General features: G+C 69.7%; 12 protein-coding genes and 1 riboswitch. Of the genes, 4 read left to right on the forward strand and 8 right to left on the reverse strand.

The genetic code is table 11. From position 1 onward, the window contains the following. Positions 1-31 precede the first annotated feature (31 nt). Together D7252_RS10515 and D7252_RS10520 are read right to left on the reverse strand one after the other, a co-directional pair. The gene (locus D7252_RS10515; RefSeq protein ID WP_259461087.1) at positions 32-1,519 is read right to left on the reverse strand and encodes a L,D-transpeptidase family protein; all 1,488 of its coding nucleotides are present in this window, start codon (positions 1,517-1,519) and stop codon (positions 32-34) included. Positions 1,520-1,624: 105 nt separating this feature from the next. Further along, a complete protein-coding gene (locus D7252_RS10520) occupies positions 1,625-2,029 on the reverse strand; it encodes a RidA family protein (protein ID WP_120775350.1) in 405 nt (134 codons plus the stop codon). 69 nt (positions 2,030-2,098) lie between these two features. Between D7252_RS10520 and D7252_RS10525 the strand changes: the two genes are divergently transcribed. The 4 genes from D7252_RS10525 to nagB all read left to right on the forward strand — a co-directional run bounded on the left by D7252_RS10525 (position 2,099) and on the right by nagB (position 8,414). Then, entirely contained in the window at positions 2,099-5,377 is a 3,279-nt protein-coding gene (locus tag D7252_RS10525) for a family 20 glycosylhydrolase (RefSeq protein WP_120775351.1), read from the forward strand. Positions 5,378-5,451: 74 nt separating this feature from the next. Then, a complete protein-coding gene (locus D7252_RS10530; protein ID WP_120775352.1) occupies positions 5,452-6,639 on the forward strand; it encodes an ROK family transcriptional regulator in 1,188 nt (395 codons plus the stop codon). A 37-nt stretch (positions 6,640-6,676) separates the two neighbouring features. Then, positions 6,677-7,642: an ROK family protein gene (locus D7252_RS10535; protein WP_251050689.1), complete on the forward strand. Its 966-nt coding sequence runs from the start codon at positions 6,677-6,679 to the stop codon at positions 7,640-7,642. Continuing rightward, positions 7,635-8,414, forward strand: coding sequence for a glucosamine-6-phosphate deaminase (gene nagB / locus D7252_RS10540; protein ID WP_120775353.1), 780 nt, complete (start codon positions 7,635-7,637; stop codon positions 8,412-8,414). Before D7252_RS10535 ends, nagB begins: the two co-directional genes overlap by 8 nt. 9 nt (positions 8,415-8,423) lie before the next feature. Here the strand turns inward: nagB and D7252_RS10545 are convergent, their stop codons facing one another. The 6 genes from D7252_RS10545 to D7252_RS10570 form a co-directional block, all read right to left on the reverse strand. Next, positions 8,424-8,831, reverse strand: coding sequence for an NUDIX domain-containing protein (locus D7252_RS10545; RefSeq protein ID WP_120775354.1), 408 nt, complete (start codon positions 8,829-8,831; stop codon positions 8,424-8,426). Then, on the reverse strand, positions 8,824-10,188 hold the full coding sequence (locus D7252_RS10550) for an FAD-binding oxidoreductase (RefSeq protein WP_120775355.1): 1,365 nt from the start codon (positions 10,186-10,188) through the stop codon (positions 8,824-8,826). Before D7252_RS10550 ends, D7252_RS10545 begins: the two co-directional genes overlap by 8 nt. Positions 10,189-10,226: 38 nt before the next feature. Further along, positions 10,227-10,598, reverse strand: a complete 372-nt coding sequence (locus tag D7252_RS10555; RefSeq protein ID WP_120775356.1) for a YrdB family protein — start codon at positions 10,596-10,598, stop codon at positions 10,227-10,229. 9 nt (positions 10,599-10,607) lie between these two features. Continuing rightward, on the reverse strand, positions 10,608-12,788 hold the full coding sequence (locus D7252_RS20515; RefSeq protein ID WP_120775357.1) for a sigma-70 family RNA polymerase sigma factor: 2,181 nt from the start codon (positions 12,786-12,788) through the stop codon (positions 10,608-10,610). 453 nt (positions 12,789-13,241) lie between these two features. Beyond that, positions 13,242-14,414, reverse strand: a complete 1,173-nt coding sequence (nagA, locus tag D7252_RS10565; RefSeq protein ID WP_120775358.1) for an N-acetylglucosamine-6-phosphate deacetylase — start codon at positions 14,412-14,414, stop codon at positions 13,242-13,244. Beyond that, positions 14,411-15,922, reverse strand: a complete 1,512-nt coding sequence (locus tag D7252_RS10570; protein ID WP_120775359.1) for a family 20 glycosylhydrolase — start codon at positions 15,920-15,922, stop codon at positions 14,411-14,413. Before D7252_RS10570 ends, nagA begins: the two co-directional genes overlap by 4 nt. 53 nt (positions 15,923-15,975) lie before the next feature. After that, positions 15,976-16,060: riboswitch (ZMP/ZTP riboswitch) on the forward strand. Positions 16,061-16,069: the final 9 nt, after the last annotated feature.

Below are 16,069 nucleotides of genomic sequence, written 5' to 3' on the forward strand. Positions count from 1 at the left end.
GATCTCCGCGAGCTGAAACGCCCCGCATGCCTCAGTTGTAGACGGCAACCTCGACGCCGACGGGCGACCAGTCGTAGACGTACTTGGCCATGTCGATCGGCAGGTTCACGCACCCGTGGCTCATCGGGGTGCCGTAGTTGCTGTGCCAGTAGGTGCCGTGGAAGCCGATGTTCGTGGTGAACCAGGTGATCCATGGCACATCTTCGGTGCAGTAGGGCGCACCTTCGTAGCAGCCCATGTCCTGCATGTCGGTGTGCGCGAAGACCTTGAAGTTCCCGGTGGGTGTCGGGGTGCCGGGGAGCCCGGTGGAGACAGCCCAGGAGTTCACGACCTCGTTGTTCTCGAACAGGTAGGCGCGCTGGGATCCGAGGTCGATCTCGATCTTGCGGAACAGATTCACCGTCTCGAAGGGCGTCTCCGAAACCGGAACAGCGAAGACGCCGTCGCCCGCGGCGAGCTGCTGAGCGAACTCGTCAGCCACGCCGGACGTGTCGCCGACGGCGCGGCCGGTGACGCCGGCCTGTTCCGTGCGCAGAACGGTGCCGGCGGAGTCGACGATGTTCTTGGCGGTGACCGGTGCGCGGTCGACGGCACCGGGGAGAGCGTCGACGGTGCCCTGGATGGCCTGCGGATCGGCCTCGATGCGCAACTGGCCGCCGTCGTTGACGATGGTGAGCCAGCTCGCGGCCACTGCAGGGGCGATGGGGACGACGCGCTCTTCGCCGACGTAGAAGCCGATGTTGCCGAGCATCGTGTTGACCGCCGCCACGGTGGCGGCGGCATCTTCGTCCGACACAGCGGCCGGAGCTTCGGCAGGGGCACCGGAGAACTCGAGTGTCTTCTCGCCGTCGGCGACCGCCTCGGTGAAGGCGGCGTTGAGCGCGACCACGTCGATCCCTGTGCCTGCCTCAGCCGGCGTGGCGACGTAGGTGGCCTTGGCGGTGTCGAAGACGACTCCGGCATCGACCGGGTCGGAGAAGCTGGTCGGCACAGCGTCGCGGAGAGCGGCTGTCGCCTTGTCGACGTCGAGCGTGATGTCGGCGGCGACCGGCTCGCCCATCCAGGCGCCGAGGTTCCACATCGGGTCCGAGGCGAAGGCCTCGTCGGCGAGGGCCGACGCGTCGAGCGTGGCGCCGAGATCGGATCCGGTGAGGACGGTGCCGTCGCCTTCGCCCGTCAAGACGACCTCGGTCTCGGCGAGGTGCGCGCTGATGGCCTCTGCTGCCGCTCCAGGGGTCAGCCAGCCCACCGGGATGCCGGCGACGGTGGTGCCGGGAGCGATGAGGATGGTAGACGCTGCACCGGCGCCGAGGGCGAGCACGCCGACGCCGAGGCCGATCCACAAGCCCAGGCGACGCTTCTTCGGTGCGGGCTCGATGGGTGCCCAGGCGAGCGGCTGCTCGCCGGTGGTCGGCGGCATGGAGTCGGGGCCGGCACCGGACGGGGTCAGCACCGCGGTGGATGCGTCATCACCGTGTGCCTCATCTGCAGCGCCGCGCGCTGCGATCAGATCAGTCACGAACTTCACCCCCCGGTTCTCAACGTGCTCTCACACCATGGTACGGGATGGGAGATAACAGGAAGGCAACGGTCCTGGCGAATCGACACGCCGCGGATCGGGTGATCAGTCGATGACGGCGAGCCCGTCGATCTCGACGAGCATCTCTTCGCGGGGAAGCCCGGTGAAGACCGTGGTGCGGGAAGGCAGCACGCCGCTCGTCGTGTGCGCGTTCACGAAGGCGCCATAGGCGTCGTTCATGATCGGGAAGTCCTCACGCTTGGTCAGGTACACGCGAAGCATCACCACGTCGTCGAACGTCGCTCCGGATGCCTCGACGATCGCCTTCACGTTCTCCAGAGTGCGGGTGGTCTGCGCGGCGACATCGCCCGGGAACAGGTATTCATTGGTCTCGGGGTCGACGGGCCCCTGGCCGGAGACCTGCACGATCGGGCCCTTGCGGACACCCTGCGAGAAGGTGTGGGCGGGGGCGGGAGCGGCATCGGTGGAAACACGGGTCTTCGCGGTCATGTCTCCAGCCTAGTAGCGTTGTTAGATGCCTCTACAAATTCCTCGGTCCGAGATCCGACCGGTCGCGACATGCTGCTGAGCGCTGAGAAAGCGAGCGCCGGTGGCGTCCGCGTGTACCGCCGCGCGACCGTGGTCGACGGAACGGGACGGCCGCGCTACTGCGCCGATGTCGCTGTCGAGGGCGCTCGCATCGTCGCGGTCATCCAGGAGGCGGATGCGGATGCTTCCGCACAGCTGACGCTCCCGGAGGGTGCCATCGAGGTCGACGCGACCGGGCTGGTGCTCGCGCCCGGATTCATCGACATGCACGCGCACAGCGATCTGGCCGTACTGCGCGGCAGTGATCATCAGGCGAAGATCAGGCAGGGCGTCACCACCGAGGTGCTGGGCCAGGACGGCCTCGGCTATGCGCCGCTCAGCGACGCGGCCGCACCCGTCATCGCCGCGCAGATCGCCGGCTGGAACGGGATGCCGGCCACGGCTCCGTGGCGCACGATGGATGACCTGCTCACGGCGATCGACGCCGCCACGGTCGCCAATGCGGCGGTGCTCGTGCCGCAGGGCAACCTCCGGATGATGGTGGTCGGCCACGAGAACCGCCCGGCGACTCCGACGGAGATCGCAGCGATGGGTGAACTGCTCGGCGCGGCCCTCGACGCGGGGGCATTCGGGATGTCGAGCGGGCTGACCTACACGCCGGGCATGTATGCCGACGTCGCGGAGCTCGAAGCGCTCTGCCGAGTCGTCGCGGAGCGCGGTGGATACTGGGCCCCGCACACGCGCAGCTACGGCGGGGGAGCGCTGGCCGCGTACCGTGAGGCCCTCGACATCGGCCGGCGCACCGGCTGCCCTGTTCACCTCACCCACGCCACGATGAACTTCGCCCCGAATCGCGGGCGCTCGGGCGAACTGCTCGCGTTGATCGACGACGCGATCGCCGACGGGGTCGATGTGACGCTCGACACCTACCCGTACCTGCCGGGTGCGACGACCCTCGCCGCCCTGCTTCCGAGCAGACTCGCCGCCACCGGTGACCTGCTGCGCACACTCGCAGAGTTGGATGCCGCCGGACGCGAGGCCGTCCGGGTGGAACTCGAGGAGCTCGGCTGTGACGGATTCCATGGCGAGAAGGCCGATTGGTCGGCGATTCAGATCTCCGGCACCGCGAACCCCGCGCTCGCCGACCTCGTCGGACGCACCATCGCCGAGATCGCCGCGAGCAGCGGACGCCGCGCAGTGGACGTGGTGCTCGACACGATCATCGCGGACGGCGGCGCCACCGGCATCCTGATGCACATCGGCGACGAGGACAACGTGCGTGCCATCATGCGCCACCCGCAGCACGCGGGCGGCAGCGACGGCATCCTGATCGGCGCACGACCGCATCCGCGAGGCAGTGGCACCTTCCCTCGATACCTCGGACACTACGTCCGCGAGCTGGGGATCCTCACACTCGAGGAAGCGGTGCGGCACCTGTCCGGGACCCCCGCGCGTCGGCTGGGTATCGACCGCGGCGACGCACCCCGTGGCGTCATCCGCCGAGGCGCGACGGCAGACCTCGTCGTGTTCGACCCGCAGACGATCGCCGCCGGCGCCACGTTCGATGTTCCGCGGGAGGCGCCGACCGGAATCGTGGAGGTGCTCGTCGCGGGGGTGCCGGTGATCTCCGATGGCGAGGTCACAGGTGCCACGCCCGGCGCGGCTCTGCGGATGCCACCTCCTCCGCATCGAGCCACCGTCCCACGCATCGATGCGCGCATCGACCCGGCCGCCCCCGGGTTCCTCTGGACCCCCCAGACGCCGATCGTCGCGTCCCCCGACCTCGCGGCGTCCGTGGCCCGCCTCGGTGGGGGAGGAGACAGTGAGGCACTGCGCCCGATCCGGCTTCTCGTCGACGAGAGCGTGGGCGGCGGCGGGGCGGATGCTGCGGAGGTGAGCGGCGAAGCCTTCCGGGTGACCGTCGCAGCCGACGGGATCGAGGTCAGGGGGCAGAGTCCGGCCGGTGTGTTCCGAGGCAGTTCGACGCTCCGGCAGCTGCGCGAGTCCGATGCGGGTGCTGCCCTCATTCCCGCGGGCGTCTGGGAAGGCGCACCGGCCTACACCTGGCGGGGGGTCATGATCGACGTGGCGCGCCATTTCCGCCCCGTCGAGGACATCCGTCGTCTCATCGACCTGCTCGCCGATCACCACCTCAACGTGCTGCACCTGCACCTGACCGACGATCAGGGCTGGCGCTTCGAAGTGCCCGGCTACCCGCGGCTGACCGAGATCGGTGCTCGTCGGGACGCGACGCAGCGCGGGCACGGTCCGCACGCGACCGTCGAACCGGGCGTGCACGCGGGCTACTACACGACGCAGGAGCTCCGAGAGCTGGTCGCTTATGCCGCCGAGCGCTTCGTCACGCTCGTGCCGGAGGTGGAGCTGCCCGGCCACGTTCAGGCGGCGCTCGCCGCCTATCCGGAACTCGGCAATCTCGATGTCGGGGAACCGGCCGCAGCCCCCTGGGAGCGTTTCGGCGTGAACCCCCGAACGCTGGCTCCGACCGAGCGTGCGTTGGACTTCGGGCGAGCGGCGATCGACGCCCTGTGCGACGTGTTCGACTCGGAGTGGATCGGCATCGGCGGCGATGAGGTTCCCGTGACGGAGTGGTCCGAGAGCCGAGCGGCGGCGAAGCGGATGCAGGAGCTCGGACTGGCGGACCCCCACGATGTGCAGCCGTGGTTCACGGCGCACTTCGTCGCCCACGTGCGCAGCCGGGGTCGCACCGCGCTGGCGTGGGACGAGGTTCTCGAAGGCGTGGTCCCGGAGGGCGTGCGGGTTCTGGCGTGGCGTGGGCCCGTCGCGATGCGCGAGGCACTGCGACGCGGCATCCCCGTCATCGCATGCCCTGACCTGGAGGTGTATCTGGACTACCCGCAGTCGGAATCGGAGGAAGAGCCGATCAGGGTGGGTCCCCCCTTGAGCATCGAGCGGTCGTACACGCTCCGCGTCGAAGACGGTGCGGTCGGCGGTCAGGCGAATGTCTGGAGCGAGCACCTGCCCACCCGCGACCGGGTGGACTTCGTGATGTTCCCCCGGCTCGCCGCGATCGCGGAGCGTCTGTGGATCGGCGGCGATCCCGCGCCGTTCGCCGACTTCGCCCGTCGCCTGCCGACCCATCTCCGCCGCCTGCACGCCGCCGGGGTGCGGTATCGTCCCCTGGACGGACCCACGCCTGATCAGCGACGTCCGGGAGTTCCCGGAAAGCCCCTCACGCTCCAGGCGCGAGAGGAGATCGTGGCGCGGCTCGTGGCTCGCCTGGTGGCGCGCTCCGATCCGGCCGCGACGGGCTCGGTGGCAGTAAAGTAACGTTTCGGTAACCCTCCCCATGCGTCCCGCGGCTGAGGTTGCACAAATTTTGTTCGTAAGGTCTACTAACAAACATGTCCGTTTCGGGTGATCAGCGCTCCGCATCGCCGTCAGAGTATGGCGGCGTCAGCGCGCACGCCTTCGGACCCGGGCGCCATCTGCGATCACGGGCCAAAGTGCTCCCCGAGCATGCCCGCGGCCACAACCGTGCGCTGGTGCTGCAGACCCTGTACCACGCAGGGGCGATGAGTCGCGCCGACCTCTCCCGCGAGACGGGCCTGACCCGCGTGACCATCTCCGACCTCGTCGCCGAGTTCATCGCCGACGGCATCGTCGTGGAGATGGGAGTCCGTGAGGCTGTCGGGCCGGGCAAGCCGCCCATCCTCATCGACATCGACCGCATCGGGCACCAGATCCTCGGCCTCGACCTTTCCGGGCCGACGGCGTTCGAGGGGGCAGTGCTCAGCCTCGACGGCGACGTCCTCGAACGCCGCGAGGTGGCACGTCCGGACTCGACCGACGGCGACGCGGCCTACGCGGCCACGCTCGAGCTCGCCCGCAGCCTCGTCGCCGCATCCACCCAGCCGCTGCTGGGCGTCGGTATCGGCACCCCCGGAGTCGTCCGCCCTGACGGGCTGGTGCTCAGCTCACCCAACCTGGGCTGGACGAATCTGCCCCTCGAAGCGAAACTCAGCATCGACCTCGACCTGCCGGTGCTGGCACGAAACGACGCCAACGCGGCAGTGCTCGCGGAGTACACCTTCGGCGACGCCAAAGCCGACTTCATGCTCATCAAACTGGGTCGAGGCGTCGGCGCCGGCATCATCACCGGCAGCCAACCGCTGCTGGGCAGTCGATTCGCGGCCGGGGAGATCGGCCACGTGGTCGTCGGAACCGACGGCGGACCAAAGTGCGCCTGCGGCAAGAACGGCTGTCTCGAAGCGTGGCTCAGCGTCAGCCGCATGCGCGAAGCGCTGGCCGCGGACCCCGACGCGCGCGACGAGATCCTCCGCGACTCCGGCACCCGCATGGCGATCGCGATCGCACCCATCGTCGCCGCGCTGGACCTGTCCGAGGTCGTGCTGTCGGGGCCGGCAGACCTGCTCGACGGGATCCTGATCGACGCGGCGATCGAGACACTGCACGCGCGCACCCTGGAGGGCGTCTTCGAGGATGTCATCGTGCGCCGCACCCACCAGGACGACATCGTGCTGCGAGGAGCCGCGGTGATGGTGCTCTCCGGACAGCTGGGAGTGTCGTGACGATCCGCCGCAGCGCACTGGCAGCGAGCGACCTCCGATGACGGCCATGGGTGCCGCCGACCGCGCCGGTCGGCAGATTCGAGTGGGCCTGGACGTCGGCGGCACCAAGATCGATGCCGTCGCCGTCGCTCCGGACGGCGAGATCCTCGGCCGCCTGCGCAGATCCACGGGCTGGGGCGAGGAAGCCGTCGTCGAGAGCATCGTGATGGCTGTCACCGCCCTTGCCGACGAGACCGGCTTCCCGCTCGCGAGTGTCCGTTCCGTGGGCATCGGCATCCCCGGACTCGTCGATGCCGACACCGGCCGTGTCGACCACGCCGTGAACCTGGGCGTCGAGTCGCTCGAGCTCGCCGTTCGCGCGCAGGAGGCGCTCGGCGTGCCGTTCCGGGTGGAGAACGACGTCAAGGCCGCCGCTCTCGGCGCCGCCGTCCTGAGTGGTGTGTCGGGATCGATGGCCTACCTCAATCTCGGCACGGGCGTGGCGGCGGGCATCGTGATCGACGGACAGATCTGGCGCGGTTCCCGCGGCACCGCTGGCGAGGTCGGACATATCTCGGTCGACCCGCGCGGACGGCTCTGCGGCTGCGGGCAGCGCGGCTGCATCGAGACGTTCTGCGGCGGGGGCGCCGTCGCGAAGGCCTGGGGGAGACCCGGGGCCCTGCCCATCAGGGACATCTTCGATGCCGCCGACGAGGGCGATCCGGATGCTCTCGTGCTCCGCGACGAACTGTACCGGGGCGCGGCCGCCGCGGTCCGCATCCTCGTACTCACGGCCGACGTCGAGACCGTCGTCATCGGGGGCGGACTCACCGCGCTCGGCGAACGACTCGAGAACGGTATCCGGGCCGCGCTGCTCGCCGATGCCGAGGCGTCGCCGTTCATGCGCTCGTTGCACCTGGACCAGAGGATCGGCATGCTTCCCGCAGGCTCACCCGCCGCCGCATTCGGCGCCGCTCTCGTGGGCGCATCGCTATCAGAGAAGGAGATCGTCCCCCATGGCTGAGGTCGTCATCGTCGAGAACGCGGATGCTGCAGGCGCGCTGGTCGCCACCGAGATCGTCGAGCTCATCGAACGGCGCCCCGACGCCGTCCTCGGGCTCGCCACCGGTTCGACACCGCTGCCGGTCTACCGGGCTCTGCGAACGCACCTCGCCGGCCGCGACGTCTCGCAGGTCCGCGGCTTCGCGCTCGACGAGTACGTCGGCCTCGACCCTGCGCACCCCGAGAGCTACCGGTCGGTCATCACCCGGGACGTCGTCGAGCCGCTCGGCCTCGACCCGCGGCGCATCCACGTCCCCAACGGGGCGGAGGAGACGATCCAACGTGCCGGTGACGACTACGAAGCCGCGATCTCGGCGGCCGGCGGCGTCGACCTGCAGATCCTGGGCATCGGCACCGACGGGCACATCGGGTTCAACGAGCCGGGGTCGTCCTTCGCCTCGCAGACGAGGGTCAAGACCCTCACGGAGCAGACTCGTGAAGACAACGCACGCTTCTTCGACTCGATCGACGACGTGCCGAAGCACTGCATCACGCAGGGACTCGGCACCATCCTGAAGGCGCGCCACCTCGTGCTGCTCGCGTTCGGCGAGGGGAAGGCGCAGGCGGTGGCGGATGCCGTCGAGGGCCCGCTGACCGCTTTCCTGCCCGGGTCGGCGATTCAACTGCATCCCCACGCCACGATCGTCGTCGACGAGGCAGCCGCCTCGCGGCTGCAGCTCGCGGAGTACTACCGGTACACCTTCGCCAACAAGCCGGCGTGGCAAGGGATCTGACGCCGCTTCTCAGCTCCGCGGAGTCGGCCAGGCGATCGGCAGCAGGTGCTCGGTGCTGAGCGGCGCCAAGGGCAGGTTCGCCGCATCGGCGGGCGTGATCCAACGCAGCTCCGCGAGCTCAGCCTGAGCGGTGGCCGATGCCGGATCGATGGTGGTCGCGAATGCTTCGGCGACGACGCGGTGGCCCGGCTCGTTCGCCGCGGCGGAGACGAACGTGCCCAGCGGGATCAGGTCTGCCTCGTCGACTTCCAGCCCCAGCTCCTCGTGCAGCTCACGGGTCAGCGTCTCGGCGGCGGTCTCCCCGGGCTCCGGCTTTCCCCCGGGCTGCATGAACCGGATGGTGCCGTGCTTGCGGACGACGAGGACGCGGCCTTCGTCGTCGACGATCACGGCGGCGCTCACATGGATGTCAGGCATCGGGAACGAACACCTTCCCGGGGTTGAGGATGCCCAGAGGATCGAAGACCGCGGTGATCTCGCGCTGCAGGCGCCACTGGTCGTCACCGAGTTCGTCGGCGAGCCACCGGCGCTTCAGGACGCCGATGCCGTGTTCGCCGGTCAGGGTGCCGCCGAGCCGGATGGCCGCGCGGAAGAGCTCATCCGCCGCGGCCCACACAGGGGGCGGTGTCTCGGGTCCGTCGAAGATGAAGTTCGGGTGGAGGTTCCCGTCACCCGCGTGGGCGACGGTCGGGATGGTGAGGCCGTATTCGCGCTCGATGCGCGCGATCTCGTCGAACATCGCGGGCATCGCGCTGCGGGGCACCGACACGTCTTCGATGAGGGTCGTGCCCAATGCGGCCATCGCGGGGTGCATCGAGCGGCGGATGGCGAGCAGCCTCTCGCCTTCCTGACGGTCGCGCGAGACGATCGTGACGCCCTCGTGGTCACGCAGGATGTCGGCGATCGTGTCGGCCTCTTCGAGGGCGGCGGGGCCATCGGTCTGAATGGTCAGCTGGGCCGTTCCCGGAGCGGGCGCCGGGAGAGCGAGGAGCGCGTGCACGGCGGCGAGACTGGCGGCATCCATCAACTCCATGATGGCCGGCTGCACGCCGGACGCGGTGACAGCGGCGGATGCTGCCGCTGCTGCCCGGACGCCCGGGAACGTGGCTGTAAGGGTGCACACATCCCCGGCGATGAGCCTGCGGAGCTTCAGGGTCGCCCCCACGACGACGCCCAGTGTTCCCTCTGAGCCGACGACCAGGGCGGTGAGGTCGAGCCCGGTCACGCCTTTGACGCTGCGATGGCCGAGATGCAGCAGCCGACCGTCGGCGAGCACGAGGTCGACGCCGAGTACGGCATCGCGGACGACGCCGTACTTCGCGCAGAGCAGGCCGCCAGCGCCCGTGGCGATGTTGCCACCGACGGTGGAGATGTCGCGGCTGGCCGGGTCGGGCGCCCACCAGACACCGTGCTCTGCCAGTTGAGATTTGAGGTCGGCGTTGAGGATGCCGGGCTCGACGACGGCGAGCAGGTCTTCGGGGCGCACTTCGCGCAGTGCGGTCATACGCCGCGTGGAGAGGACGATCTCGCCGGTGCCCGCATTGGCCGCCCCCGCCAAGCCGGTCCCGGCACCGCGGACCACGACGGGTGTGCGCGTGGACGTCGCGATGCGCATGGTCTGCTGCACGTGCTCGACGGTCTCCGCGTGAACGATGGCGAGAGGACGCCCGACCGCCGCATGCCCGGAGCGGTCAGCGCGGGCCGCCTCGAGCGCCGCCTCGCTGACGTCGACGAGCGCGCCGAGTGCCTCCTGCAGCAGGGTCAGAGTGCTCACGACAGAGAGTTCACGATCGTGTTCTCACGCGACGGCGTTCACGACAGGGCGCGACGGCCGCTCAGAACGCCGGCGACGATCGCCACGAGAGCGAATGCGGAGCCGATGAGAGCCTGGCCCATCGACCACCACGCGACGGTGACGCCGACGTAGATGAAGAGCTCGACCACTGCACGGAGGAACGGGTGCACGCGAAGCATGGGTCGCGGCGACAGGAACACCGCCCACAGCAGGATGACGATGACCGGGGCGCCCACTCCGACGATGACGTTCCACGGAAGAGACCAGGTGGCGAAACCCCAGAGCGCGAGAGATGCCACGGCGACCACCAGGACGACGGCGCGGACGATGTCGAGAACTGTGACGACGGGGCGGTCGACGCCGGGAACGGCTGCGGAATCCTGGGGCATGGATCCAGTCTATTCGGCGGGCGCAGGCTCCTCGGCCGGTGCTGTCGCGGCATCCGCGACGGGTTCGGCCGGTGCGGGGGCAGGTGCAGGCTCAGGCGCTGGTGCGGGCTCAGGCGCTGGCGCTGCCGCGGGCTCAGGCGCTGGCGCTGGTGCGGGCTCAGGCGCTGGAGCTGGTGCGGGCGCTGGTGCGGGCTCAGGCGCTGGTGCGGGCTGGGGCGCCGGAGCTGGTGCGGGGGCCGGCTCGGTCACGGTCTCGTCGGCCGCAGCATCCGCTGCCGTAATCCCGAACTCGATCTCGATGATGATTCCCGCGTCGGGCTCCAATTCGAGGAGTGTGGTGTCGACGGAAGGACCCGTGCCCGACGCGAGGAGGTAGCGGAACGTTACCGTGGTGCTCGACGCGAACACGAACTGGCTCAAGGATGGCCGGAGCTCGATGGAGCCGCGACCGTTCGCGTCCAGGACGGTCGAGCTGCCTCTGTCGCTGCTGCCGTCGACCAAGCCCTCGACGGTCGTTCCGGGTGCGCCGGTGACGGGCACGGTGTAGCGAAGCGCATCACCGTCGTAGGTGACAGTGGCGGTCTCCCAGGAGGGCGGCTCCGTGGGGTCTGCCGGCTCTGGTTCGACGGGAGTCTCGGGTTCGACGGGAGTTTCCGGTTCGACGGGAGTCTCTGGTTCGACGGGAGTCTCGGGCTCGACGGGAGTTTCCGGTTCGACGGGGACCTCGGGTTCGATCGGCGTCTCGGGTTCGACCGGTGTCGCCGGGTCGCCCGGTGTATCGGGCTCGTCCGGAGTTCCGGGTTCTACCGGGGCAGCCGGTGCCGCGGGCGGTCGCGGCGCTGCGGGCGGCGCCGGAGCGGCAGGCGCGACAGGGGTCGTCGGCGCCGCCGCGTCGGGGCCTGACTGCTCCACGAGGGGAGGGGCCGGTTCCTCCTCGATCGGGGGAGCGGGCTCTTCGTCGGGTTCGGTGGCCGGTACGTCGATGACGACAGGCTCCTCGAGGCTCATCGATGCATCCGGCCCGACCTCGGAGGAGATCGACGAGGACTCGGCATCGCCGGCGCTGGGAAGCGAAGTGGCGGGGTTCGCCCCGGCGAGCCCGGGGACGATGGTGGCCGCGGCGACGACGCCGGCCACGACGAGGGCGGCGGAACCGGCTCCGACCAGTGCCCCCATTCCACTGAAGATGCCGCCGGAGACAGCTGTGCCCCCGACGCCTCCGATACCGCCGATGCCTGTGCCGACGCCCGCGGGTGCAGCACTCGCCGACCCGGCCGCTCCCGCCCCCACACCACTGGCGGCGATGGTGCCGATACCGGGGTCGCCCGCGAAGACGGCGTCGGGGATGGAGGTCGGCATGGCAGCGAGCGCGACGGTCGGGATGCCACCCGCCTGCAGCGTCGAGAGGTACCCGGCCGCGCCGGTCACTCCGAGGACGAGTGGCAGCAGTACGAGAGCGAGGCGCGTGGAGACGTCTTTGGCTTCTGCGGAGACGATCATGCAGCGGGCGCAGTCGGCGAGATGCAGCTCGAGCCGCTTACGGTCGCGAGTGCTGAGGTTGCCCCGGGAATACGCACCGAGATGTTCGATGGTCCATTGGCACTCGGAGCCCGGGGCGGCACTGCGCAGATGCGCCTGGATCCACGCCTCGCGAAGGCCTTCGCGAGCCCGGAAGGCCAGCTGCGAGACTGCGCCCGCCTTCATGCCGAGAAGCGGGGCCACTTCCTGCGGCTTCATCTGCTCGATCTCGGTGTACCAGAGCACTTCCTGCCAGCGAGTGGGCAGGCTTCGGAATGCCTGAGCGGTCAGGCCGCGGTCGAGTGCCTCGTTCGCCGCCTGGTCGGTGGTGTCCGGATCGGCGACGGTGTCGAGCTCGTCGATGGTGGTCTCCCGACGGGAGCGCCCCCACGCTGCCGCGGTGTTGCGGATGCTGGTGAAGAGGTATGCGCGGAACGAGCCGTTGGGGCCGCCGCCCTTGACGATGGCCTGGTAGATGCGGGTGTACGACTCCTGAACGAGGTCATCCGGGTCGATCGACGAGGTGATGGAGCGTGCCACCGAGAGACCGGACGCGTAGTGCCGTCGCCAGAGTTCACCGAACGCTTCCGTGTCGCCCGAGCGGGCGCGGAGGATCAGGTCGGCGTCGCCGAGCGGCTCGTCGTGAGCGAAGGTCTTCTGGTGCACAGTCATCCATCGGTCGTGGGGCGCGAAGTCGCCGCCACAGGCAGAGACGCGTGAGAGCGACTCTCATCACGCGCCTTCCCCATTGTCTCCCGAATCCGCGGGCAGGGCCAGCCCTTGTCCAACTTGACTGTCTCGCGGATCCGGCGGTCCCTGATCAACCGGTCGTCTCGCTGCCACGACCGAATCTTCAAAAGAATCGAAGAACTCGCGTAATGATTCGGCCGCGGCCGCGTCTCATCCGTAGAGACAGCCGTACGAACTCCTCCGGGGGGCGGAGTTCAGGCGCTGGTGTGAAGGCGTGCACCGGCTCGGCGGGTCGGGATCCTCGGGGGAGGAGAACCCGACCCGCCCTCTATGAGGGGATGAGGCCGCCGGTCTGGGGAGCGGCGGCCTCCCACCTCGAGATGAAGGCGGACCGGAAAGCGCAGAGCTGCGCGTCGTCGCGCGATGGGCGGCTCTCTAGCCGAGCAGCCGTGGTCCCACCCATACGCGCGCGACGCGCAGTTCCGCATCCAACAGCACCGCGTCCCCGATCATCCCCGGGCTCAGCCGGCCGAGCGAGGCCTCGCGTCCGATGGCCCGCGCCGGCGTCTCTGTGACCGCCCGCACCGCCTCCGGCAGGCTTGCACCGGCCGCGACCGCCCGCTGCAGCGCCACATCCTGCGTCAGCGTCGAACCCGCGATCGAGCCCGTCTGATCCGTTCGCGCGACGCCGTTCTCGACGGTGACGCTCACGGACCCGAGGTCGTAGTGACCGTCTTCGCTGCCGGCTGCGGCCATCGCGTCGGTGACCAGGGCCACCCGGCCGGGCGCGGAATCGAACAGCAGCTTGATGACGTGCGCGTCGAGGTGGACACCGTCCGCGATCGCCTCCAGGATGACGCGGTGGTCTGCTGCCGCCGCCAGTACCGGGCCGGGGGCGCGGTGGTGGATGCCGGGCATCGCGTTGAACGCATGAGTGAGGATCGAGGCGCCTGCATCGAAAGCGGCTTTCGCCGTGGCAGCATCCGCGTCGGTGTGCCCGACGGCGGCGGCAGCGCCGGCGGCCACGATCTGGCGCACGGCGTCGAGTCCGCCCGGCAGCTCGGGAGCGACCGTCACCTGGCGGATCGTGCCGCGCCCGGCCTCGAGAAGATGCGCGACATCGGCCGCGACCGGGGCTCTCAGCAGCGCCGGATCGTGCGCGCCCTGGTGTCCCGGGTCGAGGAATGGGCCTTCCAGGTGCGAGCCGAGGATGTCGGCATCTGTCTCCGTCAGGTCCGCGATGGCGGCGACGCTGCGCGCCAGATCGTCGATCGACGCGGTCACCAGGGAGATCACGGCGCGTGTCGTGCCGTGCGCGCGGTGCATCGCTCGTGCTGTGCGGATCGCCGCGGCGCCATCGTCGTATGACGCTCCGGCGCCGCCGTGTCCGTGGATGTCGATGAAACCGGGGGACAGGATGGCACCGGTGCCGGCGGCATCCTCAGCATCGACCACCTCGTCGGCCGGCGACCAGTCGGTGCCGACCCCGCGGGAGACGACCGCGCCGTCTTCGATACGGATCCACCCGTTCTCCGTGACCGACCCCTCGTCGACGATCCGCGCGGAGTGGATGACCAGCGAGCCGGCCTCCGAGGAGTGGATGCTCATCGTTCGCTCCAGGTGATCTCGGGGGCGGCGTGGAAGTCCACCCCTTCAGCCTTCCACAGGGGAGCGAGCGACCCCAGACGTGCTCGGAAGGACTCCCAGGTCCGCTCGGGCCCCTCTTTCGGCGACCAGGCGACCTCGGCCTGCGCGGCGGCACGGGGGAAGACCATCTGCTCGACGTCGCGGAACGTGCGGGTGGTCTCGGACCACAGCGGGGCCTCGATACCGAGGATCGCGGTGTCCGGGACGTCGAGGATCGCGGTCGGCTCCCACTGGTAGGCCGTGCGGACGTCGATGACGGCGGCCCACGTGAGGCCGAGAGGGAAGTCCGCGGTGTACTTCATGTCGAGGTACGTCACGTCCGCTGCGGACATGATCAGCGCGCCACCACGCTCGACGAAGTGCGCGGCCTCCTCCGCGTGCGTGCCGGAGGGCGTGGTCATTCCCCAGTACTGACCCACCGTGCCCTCCGCGATCTGCGCGGCCGAGCCCATCTCGTGCCAGGCGATCGGCGTCTTGCCAGCCTCGACGACGATCGCGGTGGCGCGCTCGGCGAAGAGGTCGAAGTCGGCCTGCGGGGTGCCGAGCGACTCGTCGCCTCCGATGTGGATGTACGGTCCCGGGGTCATCTCCGCGAGCTCACGGATCACATCGCGGACGAAGTCGTACGTGCGCTCTTCGTGGATGCGCACACTGGAATGCCCCACGCCCCATCCCAGGTACGTCTCGCCGGCCACGGGCAGCGCCTGCCCGAGCCGGGCGGATTCGGTGACGAGTGAATCGTTCATGACCGGTGCCTCGACGAGCTCAGGGTAGGCGACGCCGATCGCGTGCGTGTGGCCGGGCAGGTCGATCTCGGGGATCACGACCATGTGTCGGGATGCCGCGTACGCCACGATCTCGCGATAGTCGTCCTTCGTATAGAAGCCGCCGGCGTCGCCGCCCGCCGACGTCGAGGACGAGAGCTCGGTGAGCAGCGGCCACGAGTCGATGTGCACTCGCCAGCCCTGGTCGTCACTGAGGTGCAGGTGCAGGTGGTTGAACTTCAGTGCACTCGTGGTGTCGATGAACTTCTTCACGGCGTCGACGCCGAAGAAGTGCCGCGCCACGTCGAGCATGACGCCGCGTCGTTCGAAGCGCGGGGCGTCCTGCACGTCCGCGCGAAGGATGCCCCAGCCGCTCTCGTCCTCGCGCAGGAGCTGCAGCAGGGTCTGCATGCCGTAGAAGAGGCCGGCTTCGTCGGCACCCGCGATGACGACGCGGTCGTCGACCGTCAGGGTGTAGCCCTCGGGCGCGGCGACGGCGGGGTCCAGACGGAGCTCGATCTCGGCTGCACGCTCGTCGGATCGGGAGAGGCGGATGCCGGTGCGGCGCTCGACCGCCTCGATCAGCTGCGCGGTGGTGGCAGAGGTGCCGAGGACGCGGGTGGCCGTGGTGACCGGCATCCGCCCTTCCCCAACGGTGGCGGATGCGGGCGCGGGCACGAGCGGGAGGGAATGGGTAAAGACCATGAACAAAACTTACCCCGGGGGGCGCGCCCTGCGAAGGGGGAATCCGCTATGCTCATGACTGTCGCGACTGGCGTCTGGGTGGACAACCACCGGGGAGCGACTGACCACGGAATTCGACCGCGCGCCTGGGCCGATAGGAACACCCCT

The organism is Microbacterium sp. CGR2 (assembly GCF_003626735.1).
Taxonomy (GTDB): domain Bacteria; phylum Actinomycetota; class Actinomycetes; order Actinomycetales; family Microbacteriaceae; genus Microbacterium.

What these genes read in the sequence shown, in the direction of transcription:
- D7252_RS10530 (WP_120775352.1), top strand. Translation starts at nt 5,452, where the DNA reads ATGTCCGTTTCGGGTGATCAGCGCTCCGCATCGCCGTCAGAGTATGGC.
- D7252_RS10545 (WP_120775354.1), bottom strand. Translation starts at nt 8,831, where the DNA reads ATGCCTGACATCCATGTGAGCGCCGCCGTGATCGTCGACGACGAAGGC.
- D7252_RS10570 (WP_120775359.1), bottom strand. Translation starts at nt 15,922, where the DNA reads ATGGTCTTTACCCATTCCCTCCCGCTCGTGCCCGCGCCCGCATCCGCC.
- D7252_RS20515 (WP_120775357.1), bottom strand. Translation starts at nt 12,788, where the DNA reads ATGACTGTGCACCAGAAGACCTTCGCTCACGACGAGCCGCTCGGCGAC.
- D7252_RS10520 (WP_120775350.1), bottom strand. Translation starts at nt 2,029, where the DNA reads ATGACCGCGAAGACCCGTGTTTCCACCGATGCCGCTCCCGCCCCCGCC.
- D7252_RS10535 (WP_251050689.1), top strand. Translation starts at nt 6,677, where the DNA reads ATGACGGCCATGGGTGCCGCCGACCGCGCCGGTCGGCAGATTCGAGTG.
- nagB (WP_120775353.1), top strand. Translation starts at nt 7,635, where the DNA reads ATGGCTGAGGTCGTCATCGTCGAGAACGCGGATGCTGCAGGCGCGCTG.
- D7252_RS10555 (WP_120775356.1), bottom strand. Translation starts at nt 10,598, where the DNA reads ATGCCCCAGGATTCCGCAGCCGTTCCCGGCGTCGACCGCCCCGTCGTC.
- nagA (WP_120775358.1), bottom strand. Translation starts at nt 14,414, where the DNA reads ATGAGCATCCACTCCTCGGAGGCCGGCTCGCTGGTCATCCACTCCGCG.
- D7252_RS10525 (WP_120775351.1), top strand. Translation starts at nt 2,099, where the DNA reads ATGCTGCTGAGCGCTGAGAAAGCGAGCGCCGGTGGCGTCCGCGTGTAC.